General features: G+C 46.7%; 10 protein-coding genes and 1 pseudogene. 5 read left to right on the forward strand and 6 right to left on the reverse strand.

Translation table 11 applies throughout. The features are described from left to right. Positions 1 to 49: 49 nt before the first annotated feature. On the forward strand, positions 50 to 2128 hold the full coding sequence (gene recG, locus ACQEXU_RS12905; RefSeq protein WP_427011108.1) for an ATP-dependent DNA helicase RecG: 2079 nt from the start codon (positions 50 to 52) through the stop codon (positions 2126 to 2128). A gap of 18 nt (positions 2129 to 2146) precedes the next feature. Here recG and cysQ read toward each other — a convergent pair whose 3' ends face one another. The 4 genes from cysQ to ACQEXU_RS12925 all read right to left on the reverse strand — a co-directional run bounded on the left by cysQ (position 2147) and on the right by ACQEXU_RS12925 (position 5067). Beyond that, on the reverse strand, positions 2147 to 2974 hold the full coding sequence (cysQ, locus tag ACQEXU_RS12910; RefSeq protein WP_427011109.1) for a 3'(2'),5'-bisphosphate nucleotidase CysQ: 828 nt from the start codon (positions 2972 to 2974) through the stop codon (positions 2147 to 2149). Positions 2975 to 2998: 24 nt separating this feature from the next. Next, positions 2999 to 3544 (reverse strand): ADP compounds hydrolase NudE, encoded by a 546-nt coding sequence (gene nudE / locus ACQEXU_RS12915; protein WP_367987803.1) that lies wholly within the window; start codon positions 3542 to 3544, stop codon positions 2999 to 3001. Between the two features lie 154 nt (positions 3545 to 3698). After that, positions 3699 to 4286 carry a Fe-S biogenesis protein NfuA gene (nfuA, locus tag ACQEXU_RS12920; RefSeq protein ID WP_427011110.1) on the reverse strand — a complete coding sequence of 196 codons (588 nt, stop codon included), beginning with the start codon at positions 4284 to 4286 and terminating at the stop codon, positions 3699 to 3701. A 79-nt stretch (positions 4287 to 4365) separates the two neighbouring features. Further along, positions 4366 to 5067, reverse strand: coding sequence for a phosphoribosyltransferase family protein (locus ACQEXU_RS12925; protein ID WP_427011111.1), 702 nt, complete (start codon positions 5065 to 5067; stop codon positions 4366 to 4368). A 56-nt stretch (positions 5068 to 5123) separates the two neighbouring features. Between ACQEXU_RS12925 and bioH the strand changes: the two genes are divergently transcribed. Both bioH and ACQEXU_RS12935 read left to right on the forward strand, forming a co-directional pair. Further along, complete coding sequence (gene bioH / locus ACQEXU_RS12930) at positions 5124 to 5921, forward strand: pimeloyl-ACP methyl ester esterase BioH (RefSeq protein ID WP_427011112.1); 798 nt, start codon at positions 5124 to 5126, stop codon at positions 5919 to 5921. A 172-nt stretch (positions 5922 to 6093) separates the two neighbouring features. Further along, positions 6094 to 6564 carry an ATP-dependent Lon protease gene (locus ACQEXU_RS12935; RefSeq protein WP_367987799.1) on the forward strand — a complete coding sequence of 157 codons (471 nt, stop codon included), beginning with the start codon at positions 6094 to 6096 and terminating at the stop codon, positions 6562 to 6564. A gap of 82 nt (positions 6565 to 6646) precedes the next feature. Here ACQEXU_RS12935 and ACQEXU_RS12940 read toward each other — a convergent pair whose 3' ends face one another. Next, positions 6647 to 8968: a Tex family protein gene (locus ACQEXU_RS12940; protein ID WP_427011113.1), complete on the reverse strand. Its 2322-nt coding sequence runs from the start codon at positions 8966 to 8968 to the stop codon at positions 6647 to 6649. Positions 8969 to 9084: 116 nt separating this feature from the next. Further along, positions 9085 to 9423: pseudogene (gene greB, locus ACQEXU_RS12945) on the reverse strand (transcription elongation factor GreB); the annotation flags it as partial. A gap of 342 nt (positions 9424 to 9765) precedes the next feature. Here greB and gmtY point away from each other — a divergent pair. Together gmtY and ACQEXU_RS12955 are read left to right on the forward strand one after the other, a co-directional pair. Beyond that, entirely contained in the window at positions 9766 to 11061 is a 1296-nt protein-coding gene (gmtY, locus tag ACQEXU_RS12950) for a gamma-mobile-trio recombinase GmtY (RefSeq protein ID WP_427011114.1), read from the forward strand. Then, positions 11061 to 11346, forward strand: a 286-nt coding sequence (locus ACQEXU_RS12955) for an integrase repeat-containing protein (protein WP_427011115.1), incomplete at its 3' end; no start/stop codon positions are given. The genes gmtY and ACQEXU_RS12955, both read left to right, overlap by 1 nt.

An 11346-nucleotide genomic window follows, 5' to 3' on the forward strand; every position in this document is an offset into this window, starting at 1 on the left:
AGCCAGATGGTTAACTATCTGACATCATTTGTCACCTAACGAGCCTCTTATGTCCCAGCTATTATCTGCGATCCCACTGACTTCACTTTCTGGTGTTGGCGCCAAGGTGGCGGAAAAGCTGGCAAAAGTGGGGCTCAATACGGTTCAAGATCTTCTGTTTCACTTACCACTACGATATGAAGATCGCACTCGCATCTATCCAATTGCTAAACTCCATGCTGGTCTTTGGGCAGCGGTCCAAGGCAAAGTAATGAGCGTAGATACCCTCTTTGGCAAGCGCAAAATGCTCACGGTCAAGCTCAGTGATGGAAATGGCACCATTACCCTACGCTTTTTCAATTTTACCGCAGCAATGAAGAACAATTTTGCCCAAGGGAAGTTAGTTCACGCTTACGGTGAAATTAAACGTGGAGGGATGGGTCTTGAGATCATCCACCCCGATTACAAATTCTATGCTGCGCAGCAAAAGCCTGATGTCGAACAAAGCCTGACTCCCGTTTATCCTACGACCGATGGTTTGCGCCAAATTACGCTGCGCAATTTAACCGATCAGGCATTGGACTTACTGGATAAATCAGCGGTACAAGAGCTACTGCCTGACGGGCTTTATCCCCATCAGCTGACATTATCGCAAGCTTTGCATATCATCCATCGACCTTCACCAGAGATTGACTTGGAAGCATTTGATGAAGGTAAGCATCCAGCACAAATTCGCTTGATAATGGAAGAGTTACTTGCACAAAACCTTTCGATGTTGGCTGTTCGCAGCAAAGGACAGCAAGATAACGCACTTCCACTTGCCGCCGTTGATAGTTTTAAGCAGCAATTACTCGCGCAGCTTCCGTTTTCCCCAACCAATGCCCAAGCACGCGTGGTGCAAGAAATTGAAGCTGATTTAGAAAAGCCGCACCCAATGATGCGCCTGGTGCAAGGTGATGTCGGCTCTGGAAAAACACTTGTTGCGGCGCTGGCTGCCCTACGAGCAATACAACACGGCTACCAAGTTGCTCTTATGGCCCCGACAGAGCTGTTAGCAGAACAACACGTGATTAACTTTACCGCATGGTTTGAAAGCATGGGTATACAAGTGGGTTGGCTTGCAGGAAAACTCAAAGGAAAAGCCAAAGAAGCCGAACTGGCTCGTATTGCTTCTGGTGAAGCGCAAATGGTGGTCGGTACGCACGCGCTTTTCCAAGAACATGTGGAGTTCTGCCATTTAGCTTTAGTGATCATCGATGAGCAGCACCGCTTTGGGGTACACCAACGCCTAGAACTGCGTGAAAAAGGAGCGAAACAAGGTGCTTACCCTCATCAATTGATCATGACAGCAACCCCAATTCCTCGAACCTTAGCCATGACCGCTTACGCCGACTTGGAAACCTCTGTCATTGATGAACTTCCACCGGGAAGAACACCAATTCAAACCGTGGCTATCCCCGATACTAAGCGTGATGACATCGTTGACCGTATACGTCACGCATGTCTCAATGAAGGCAAGCAAGCATATTGGGTCTGTACACTGATCGATGAATCTGAAGTATTAGAAGCTCAGGCGGCAGCCGATACTGCCGAAGAGCTACAAAGAAAGCTTCCAGATGTCAAAATTGGTTTGGTGCACGGCCGGATGAAACCCACAGAAAAGCAAGCGGTGATGCAAGCATTCAAAGACAATGAGCTACATCTCTTAGTAGCGACAACCGTGATTGAAGTGGGGGTTGATGTCCCTAATTCCAGCCTGATGATCATCGAAAATCCTGAGCGTCTTGGTCTCGCACAGTTGCATCAACTGCGTGGGCGTGTTGGGCGTGGCAGCGTCGCTAGCCACTGTGTCTTGCTTTATCATGCTCCGCTATCGAAAACCGCTCAAAAACGCCTGAGCGTGCTACGAGAGAGCAATGATGGCTTTGTAATTGCGCAAAAAGATTTAGAGATCCGAGGCCCCGGAGAATTATTGGGTACCAAGCAAACGGGGATGGCTGATTTTAAAATCGCAGATTTGGTTCGAGATCAGCGCTTAATTCCCGAAGTTCAGCGCATTGCGCGCCATATTCATGATCATTACCCAACCAACGCAACGATGATCATTGACCGTTGGTTAGGCAACCGAGATGTGTATTCGAAAGCTTAAGAGCCTCATTCGCTCCTATTAATCTTTCACTTGTAAGATCGTATCCCAAGGTAAACGCTCATCCCCTAAGACAATAAAGTTGGGGTTTTCCAGCGTTTCTCGCTCATTGTACGACAGCGGTGCTAACTGAGTACTCAAAATACGTCCACCCGCTTCTTCCACAATACATTGTGTCGCGGCAGTATCCCATTCCCCTGTAGGACCAAGCCGCACATAACAATCCACCGCGCCTTCTGCCACCAAACAAGCTTTTAATGCCGCCGAACCCAATGGCACTAAATCATAGTTCCACGCACTGCTCATACGACTGGTGACACTATTGATGTCTTGGCGACGACTGATCGCAATTGTAATCGGGTTCCCTTCCCCACCATGTTTATGCGTCTCAATGGCAAGGCTTTCACTCATATCTGGAATTTTCCACGCCCCTTTACCGTGATAAGCGTAATACGTGACACCAGATACCGGAGCATACACCACGCCCATCACAGGACGGTTATGTTCAATTAGCGCAATGATGGTGGCAAAATCGCCACTGCGAGCGATAAATTCCTGAGTGCCATCCAATGGGTCCACTAACCAGTAACGCTCCCATTCGCCTCGTTGCGCTAAGCTGATCTCAGCGGCTTCTTCGGATAATACCGGGATATCTGGTGTCAGCTCTGTCAGTCGATCAACAATTAATTTGTGTGCTGCAATATCCGCACTTGTCACAGGAGTTTCATCACTCTTGGTATAAGCTTCGTATTGCTTGTTCTCATAAATATCGAGAATTAATTGTCCCGCAGAACGAGCAACTTCAATCACTGCGGGTAATAGAGGCGATAAATCTTGGGTCGTTGACATGGTTACATCCTTAGCCCGGAATTATTATTTTAAAGTACGCAGAGCCAATAATAACGCAGTGATACTGCGTGCTTCGCAAAAATCGAGGTGGGTGAGTAATTCTTCTGCTTGAGCCAGAGGCCAGCGGATCACTTCTAGTGGTTCGGGCTCATCACCCTCTAACTGTTCTGAGTATAGTTCTTCAGCAATGAACAAGGTCATTTTACTGGAAAAATAAGACGGCGCTAAAATCACTTGTTTGAGTGGGGTAAGCTTACGACTGCCAAAGCCAATCTCTTCTTTCAACTCTCGATCGGCAGCTTGTTCTGCACTTTCCCCTTCATCAATTAAGCCTTTAGGAAAACCCAGCTCATAGCGCTCCGTTCCAGCGGCATATTCACGAACCAGTAATAAATCACCTTGTGCTGTGACTGGCACCATCATGACAGCATTGCGACCACTGGGTTTCATTCGTTCGTAAGTGCGCTCAACACCATTACTAAATTGCAAATCCAGCGCTTCAATAGCAAACAGTTTTGATTGAGCGACAGTTTGTTTCGCCAGAATTGCTGGTAACGCTTTTTTGCTCACGCGCTCACTCCTAAGCTTGAGGGGGAAGATTCCTAATATATGAGAAAGATGAGGACGTTGAAAAGAAAAGAATGCAGTCTGGAAGCGGAATTTTTTCCATAGTGGTTATCGAGAAAACAAAAAGGTTGGCGCTTGGCCAACCTTTTCATCACGATTAGTAGTAAGAGTGCTCACCGCGATCATGCTCAGTTGCATCACGTACTGCGGTCAATTCACCTTCAAACTGTTGCAGTAACTCTTTCTCAATCCCTTCTTTTAGCGTCACATCCACCATCGAGCAGCCATTACAGCCACCACCAAATGCCACAATCGCAACACCGTCTTCAGTAATTTCCATCAGATTAACGTGACCACCATGACCTGCAAGCTGTGGGTTAACTTGAGTCTGAATCGCATACTCAACACGCTCGACTAATGGGGCATCATCTGCCACTTTACGCATCTTCGCATTTGGGGCTTTCAATGTAAGCTGAGAACCCATTTTATCTGTCACGTAGTCAATTTCTGCATCTTCTAAAAATGGAAGACTAAGCTCATCAACGTAAGCAGAAAAACCATTAAATGCCAACTCTGTATCCGTGGCTTCAACGGCTTCTGGTGGACAGTAAGAAACGCCACATTCTGCGTTTTGAGTTCCCGGATTCACAACGAATACACGGATGTTAGTCCCTTCTGGCTGTTGTGACAGCAGGTTAGCAAAGTGCTCTTGGGCAGATTCTGAAATAGTAATTATATTTGACACGACCAATACCTGAGTGAATTTGTAGGCTATTTGTTCACCATTCTACTCTTGTGAAATCTGAGATCTAGCCTTTTTGACATTAAACGAGATCCGATGGAGCAAGAGTGCGGCAGACACAGTAAATATCAACCCTTTCAACGCCAGCTTCAAGCAGTAATCGAGATAATTGATACACCGTACTGCCTGTGGTGACCACATCATCAACAATCGCAATATGTTTGGCTAACGGAAGGCCATTTAACACAAAGGCATGACGCAGATTTCGCACGCGATCGGCTTTGTCCATTCCTTGCTGTGGCTTGGTTGCCTCAATGCGACGAAACAGCACTCGGTAGTTCAATGTTAACTCTGTCGCCAGAGATTTTGCTAACAACTCGCTCTGGTTGTAACCACGCCACCACTGTCGCTTCCAATGCAGTGGCACACTGGTAATTAATGGCGCGGGTTGTTCAATTCGGCCAGCTAACCACTGTGCGAGTGGCTTTGCTTGGTGAAAATGCTTTTGATACTTCAGTCGATGAATGTAGCCAGAAAGCGGTGGACGATAATCAGATACGCAATAAAGCCTCTGCCAAGGGGGAGGCTCCGCCAGACATGTCCCGCATGCCTCAACCGATTCTGGCATCGGCAAGCCACATCGGTCACAACGCGGAATTGGCGCAATATATTGCGAGCAATGTAAGCAAAAGGCTTGCTGACTGTCTTCCGCGGGGAGGTGGCATAAATCACAGCTTCTCACCCAGTGTGAAACGATGTTTTTCCGTAACCAATCCGTTAACATGGGGCTCTTCATAAATGGGCGATGTTTTATTGTGATGCCCCCAGGATGAGCAAAGGATGATTAAAGTGACAGAAAGCGTGAAGAGTGCCGCATCATTATTTTGGGATGTAATGGGTGATGGTCCCGATTTGGTGTTGATCCACGGTTGGGGGATGAATGGCGCCGTCTGGCATCAAACCGCTGAAGCATTAAGTGCTCATTTCCGTGTTCATGTGGTTGACTTGCCCGGTTATGGTCACAGCAATCACACTCATGCTGACAATTTGCATGAGATGGCGGAACAGGTGCTAGCAGAGGCTCCGAAGCACGCGATTTGGCTTGGCTGGTCTTTAGGGGGCTTACTTGCCACCTATATTGCCTTGCACCATCCAGAGCGAATTGACAAACTGATCACCGTCGCCAGTTCACCTAAATTTGCCGCAGATAGGCCATGGCGAGGTATTCAACCCAATGTCTTGAGTGCCTTTACCGAACAGTTAGTGGATGACTTCCAGCTGACTATCGAGCGATTTATGGCGCTACAGGCCATGGGCAGTCCATCAGCCAGAAAAGACGTCAAACAGCTAAAACAAGCGGTGTTATCTCGCCCATCTCCCAACCCTGATTCGCTGTTAGCCGGGCTACACATTCTGGCTAACGTCGATTTACGCCACCAGCTTCAACAGATCCACATTCCCGTGTTGCGTATGTACGGTCGCCTAGACGGCCTCGTTCCACTTAAGGTCGCATCTGATCTGACCGATTATTTACCTCAAAGTGAACAATACGTATTTAGTGAATCTTCTCATGCTCCCTTCATGACTGAAGCCGAACATTTCTGTCAGCAAATTGTCGCTTTTGCATTAAAAAATTAATGATAAAAACCAGATTTTATTCATACAGTTAAAACTAGACGACGTACGCAAAATAAACTTTATTAATAATAATCGCTAAATTTTTGACCAGTACAGTCGATAGAGATGGTAACCAGTCAGAAGTGTGTAACAGCTTTCAACTGGCATGGGCGATACTGAGGAGGTCTCGACGATGATCGTGTCACCGACGAATGTTAGTGTGCCACTTATCGCCCCATCGGTTAATGTGCAAACGGAGCAGGCCGCACGCGACAATCGCGTTCGCGAACCTGTCACCCCGACAGTCGCATTGGCAAAAACAAACGCTGAACGAAAGGTAAAATCAGACGATAAGCGGCGCAAACAGTCTTCATGGGATCCGTCGGAGCACCCCGGCTACGAGACGGAACATGACCCAGGAGTCCGTCACGCTTATCATGAAGACCCAACCGATGCACTGGAACGGCTCTTCAGTCTGCTGGCACTGGACAGTTACAGTAAACATCAGGGGAAAGGCTACGCGATGCGCTTTCGGTTACCCAGGCGCATAATCGATGCAGCGATAACTGAGGGAAAAATGGCGCGCAGGCGAACGGTGATCAAATATCATTATGGCCATGCGGTTGCCCCAAACGTTCCATCAGAGGTAATTGCGGTATTGTAGTCTCCGCAGTTTGCGGAGTATGCCGAAAATAAAAATACCCACTTAACTAAGTGGGTATTTTTTTACTTTTTCAAAAGGCCTATTAACGTTTTGCTTTGGCAAATGCCGCTGCAAATGCACCGCCCATGGCGCTGCTCTGTTGCGGCTCTTCGCGACGACGCTGACCACCACTATGGTTACGTGACGGACTACGCGGTGCAGAGCTGCGTTGCGCTCGGTTATCTTGGCCCGGTTCATCAGTTAAACGCATCGACAAACCAATCCGTTTGCGCTGCACATCCACTTCCATCACTTTCACTTTCACCACATCACCAGCTTTCACGACCTCACGCGGATCGGAAACAAAACGATCTGACAGTGCAGAAATGTGCACCAAGCCATCTTGGTGAACGCCAATATCAACAAACGCACCAAAGTTAGCAACGTTAGACACAACACCTTCGAGTACCATGCCGGGTTCAAGATCAGAGACCTCATTCACACCATCAGCAAAGGTAGCGGTCTTAAATTCAGGGCGAGGGTCACGTCCCGGCTTATCCAGCTCTTTGATGATGTCAGTGACCGTTGGAACACCAAACGTCTCATCGGTGTAATCAACCGCATGTAAACGACGTAGGAAATCACTGTCGCCAATTAGCGATTTAATGTCCTTGCTATTCTTTTCAGAAATCGCTTTGACGACTGGGTACGCTTCTGGGTGTACAGACGATGCATCCAGAGGATTTTTGCCATCCATGATACGTAAGAAGCCCGCACACTGCTCAAACGCTTTCGGGCCAAGGCGAGCGACTTTTTTCAATGTCGTACGCGCTTCAAATCGGCCGTGTTCATCACGGTAGTCAACAATGTTTTGAGCAAGGGTACTCGACAGCCCAGCAACACGTGTTAGCAACGCAGGCGAAGCGGTATTCACATCTACACCCACAGCGTTTACACAGTCTTCCACAACCGCATCAAGGCGTTTAGCTAACATTGATTGGCTAACATCATGCTGATATTGGCCTACACCGATGGATTTCGGATCGATTTTCACTAGCTCAGCCAGTGGATCTTGCAAGCGGCGTGCAATGGACACCGCGCCACGCAGTGACACATCCATATTCGGGAACTCTTTCGCTGCAAGCTCAGAGGCAGAATACACTGATGCCCCCGCTTCACTGACCATAATTTTTTGCACCTTCAGGTTGCCGCGTTTGATCAGATCAGCAACAAAACTGTCGGTTTCGCGTGAAGCCGTACCATTACCAATCGCGATCAGATCCACATTGAACTTACGCACCAGTTGGTCCACCACTTGCGCGGCTTTGTCATATTGGTTTTGTGGTGGGTGTGGGTAGATGGTTTCGGTCACTAACACTTTACCGGTAGAGTCCACTACCGCTATTTTTGAGCCTGTACGTAAACCAGGATCAAGACCTAATGTAGCACGAGGGCCTGCGGGCGCGGCCATCAATAAGTCTTTCAGGTTGGTGGCAAAAACTTCTATCGCCTCAATTTCAGCGCGCTCTTTCATCGCCCCCATGAGTTCGGTTTCCATGTGCATCGAAACTTTGATGCGCCATGCCCAACTGATCACCTGCTTACGCCAAGCATCCGCAGGGGCACTGCTAAGCGTCACACCATAGTGATCCGCAATAATGGTTTCGCAGTACGACTGACGAACACTCTCTTCTTGCGCAGGATCAGCATTCATCGCCAGCGTCAGAAAACCTTCGTTACGACCACGTAGCATTGCAAGGGCACGGTGTGACGGGACTTTGCTTAACGCTTCATTATGCTCAAAGTAATCTTTGAATTTTTCGCCTTCACGCTCTTTGCCATCCACGACACGCGAAACCAATTCAGCATTACGATTCAAATGATGACGAATTTTCTCAAGCAAGTTAGCGTCTTCAGCAATACGCTCCATGATGATGGCACGAGCCCCATCCAGTGCAGCCTTGCTATCCGCGATACCTTTATCACCATCAATGTATTTTTCCGCTTCGATTTCTGGCTCAGTTTGTGGTTCATTCCACAATTTGTCAGCCAAAGGCTCCAACCCCGCTTCAATCGCTATTTGGCCTTTGGTACGTCGCTTTGGTTTGTAAGGTAGGTATAAATCTTCTAAGCGGGTTTTGCTGTCAGCAGAATGAATCTCTGCTTCAAGTTCTGGGCTCAGTTTGCCCTGATCTTGGATGGATTTGAGAATCGTTTGACGACGTTCATCCAACTCACGTAGATAGGACAAGCGACTATCGAGGTTACGCAGTTGGGTATCATCCAGACCCCCCGTGACTTCTTTACGGTAACGGGCAATAAATGGCACTGTATTACCATCATCAATCAGGGTCACAGCAGCGTTAACTTGCTCAGGGCGTACATTCAGCTCTTGCGCAATCAAATTACAGATAGCTTGGCTCATCCGTGGGATCTCTTTGTTGTTTGATTTTTTACATGTCTATATACCCAAAGTGACCTCGAAATGAGCTCCCGCTGGGCGAGGTTATTTGGGTATATGGGGACAAATCGGTAGGATTTCTAGTCAGCGTGATAGCGAATGCTATTTACAAACCACTCTTTTTCACCTTCTGGGGTGCGGACGACGAATTCTTCATCGACTTCTTTTTTCAGCAATGCTCGAGCCATTGGCGAATCAATTGAGATATATCCTTTCGCATCGCCATAAATTTCATCGGGGCCAACAATACGAAACTGTTTAGTTTCACCGGCTTCATTCTCAATTTCCACCCATGCACCAAAAAAGACTTTGCCTTCTTGTTGCGATGAATAATCGACTACTTTAACTTGCTCCAAACGCTTACGCAGATAACGAACCCGACGGTCAATTTCACGCAGACGTTTTTTGTTATATTGGTATTAGTACTACTCTTATGAACGTACTAATAGCTGCACTACTACCTATAAATATCTGATATTGAGCTAGCCTCTTTTTGTGGTTGAGTCATTTGAATTAGTGAGAACCATCAACTATATACTAAGTAGTATGTTAAGAATTCCTTAGTATTTGAGGTGACCTATGAACTATGACAAGCAATGGACGAGTTGGCGTGAGTTTTTGGAGAGCAGTGGTCGACTCTCCGATAGTGATGATCGGGAATGTAAGAATAAACAGCAGTCGAAGCATCTAGCTATAAGTATGACTGCCTATTACGACAAGAGTTGGTCTGGGGGGCATGACTACTTAGAACAAACTAAGAAATGAGCTTCGTTATAAAGCGTGGAGTGAACTACATAGCTGGTAAAGGCCGGCCCACGTTTCACTTTCCAGCGCTTTTTACTGAAAGTGGTTTGCTGATTTCTCATTTGAGATTTTTGCATGATAATCGCTACAAATCTCAGTCGTGGCTTGAGCGCAATACTTTCGCTGTAGAGCTTCTTTTAAAGTTCATAGAGCGCCTAGTATCAAGCTTCTCATCCGCTACAGATCTACTAAGAGCTTTTATTGAAGCGTTACAGTTCGGAACTATTCAAGACGGGCAAGATTGCTCTGGGCTATTCTGGTCTCCTCGAAGCAATGAAGACGTGAATGTTCTTCTTCGTCATATTACTGATTACTGCGACTACTTAGACACTATTCATGGTACTGATTTACCAAAGCTAAATCCCTTGAGAAAGGCCAATCATGCAGAAGAACGCTTGCAATGGTGTGCTTACTACAGGAGGCACAGTCGTAGCTTTCTGAATCATTTAGCGAAACCGTCCCGACAGCAATTCTCAGCTGTTAGAAAGATTCGGGGACCTGAGAGGCATCTAGTCGATATCGAAGCGGTGTATCGCTTTCCAGAAGATAGAATTGAAGACTTACTTTTGCACGGGTTTGTTTCTGCTTCAGGAGAGCCGGATTATGGTAGTCAGTTAATCGTAATGTTGATGCATTTTGGTGGGCTACGATTGTCAGAGTGTTTCCATATATATACCAATGATATATCGATAGATCCACAATCAGGTTCAGCGCTTATATCGGTTTTCCATCCTAGCGATGGAAAGTCTCCAGATGAACATTTCAGTAAACGAAACGAATACTTGGCTAATACATACCGACTGAATCCACGGAATGAGTATTCGAGAAGCCATAGACTCTACGCTGGCTGGAAAGGCCCTTTGCTTACGAATCGCAATCTTTCCTTTGACGTCATGTTTTATCCCGCAAGTAAGGCCGTTGATTTCACTCGTTTACTGCAAAAATACCTTTCGACTAAATCAGCTTCAGACTCTCCTTTCCTATTTGTTAACTCAAAAGGTAACCCTGAGAGTAAAAAAAATTTCAATCAAAAGTACTACAGAGCTGTTCAACGAATAGGTCTTAAACCTTCTAAACAGTTAGGTACTACCCCCCATGCCCATCGACACTCTTATGGATATAGACTAAGTAAGAGCGGCTTCTCTCAGCTAGAAATTCAAAAAGCGATGCATCATAAAAGCCCTGATAGTTGTTTAGTCTACTTAAAACCTACTGACGACGAGGTTCGTGAGCAAATGAGAAGCACTCACTGATGAAAAAATTCTACAAAACTATAAATCAAGCAAGCAAAGCGGCGATAGGATTGGGCATTCAATCGCAGCCAGAGTATTCACAGCGTTACAAAGAAGATGAGCGTCTTCCCTCGAGTCCAAATCAGGTTTATGCCAATGATTGGGTTGATTGGTTTAGTTTTCTGGATAAAGAAAAGCGGCCTTGGTATTCGACATATGCAGAGGCCAACAAAGCGGCGATAGGATTGGGCATTCAATCGCAGCCAGAGTATTCACAGCGTTACAAAGAAGATGAGCGTCTTCCCT

The sequence above is a fragment of the Vibrio sp. TRT 21S02 genome (assembly GCF_050113675.1).
Classification (GTDB): Bacteria; Pseudomonadota; Gammaproteobacteria; order Enterobacterales; family Vibrionaceae; genus Vibrio.

Excerpts from the sequence above, each read along its gene's own strand:
- ACQEXU_RS12940 (WP_427011113.1), bottom strand. The coding sequence starts at position 8,968 with ATGAGCCAAGCTATCTGTAATTTGATTGCGCAAGAGCTGAATGTACGC.
- gmtY (WP_427011114.1), top strand. The coding sequence starts at position 9,766 with ATGAGCTTCGTTATAAAGCGTGGAGTGAACTACATAGCTGGTAAAGGC.
- bioH (WP_427011112.1), top strand. The coding sequence starts at position 5,124 with ATGATTAAAGTGACAGAAAGCGTGAAGAGTGCCGCATCATTATTTTGG.
- recG (WP_427011108.1), top strand. The coding sequence starts at position 50 with ATGTCCCAGCTATTATCTGCGATCCCACTGACTTCACTTTCTGGTGTT.
- ACQEXU_RS12925 (WP_427011111.1), bottom strand. The coding sequence starts at position 5,067 with ATGTTAACGGATTGGTTACGGAAAAACATCGTTTCACACTGGGTGAGA.
- ACQEXU_RS12935 (WP_367987799.1), top strand. The coding sequence starts at position 6,094 with ATGATCGTGTCACCGACGAATGTTAGTGTGCCACTTATCGCCCCATCG.
- cysQ (WP_427011109.1), bottom strand. The coding sequence starts at position 2,974 with ATGTCAACGACCCAAGATTTATCGCCTCTATTACCCGCAGTGATTGAA.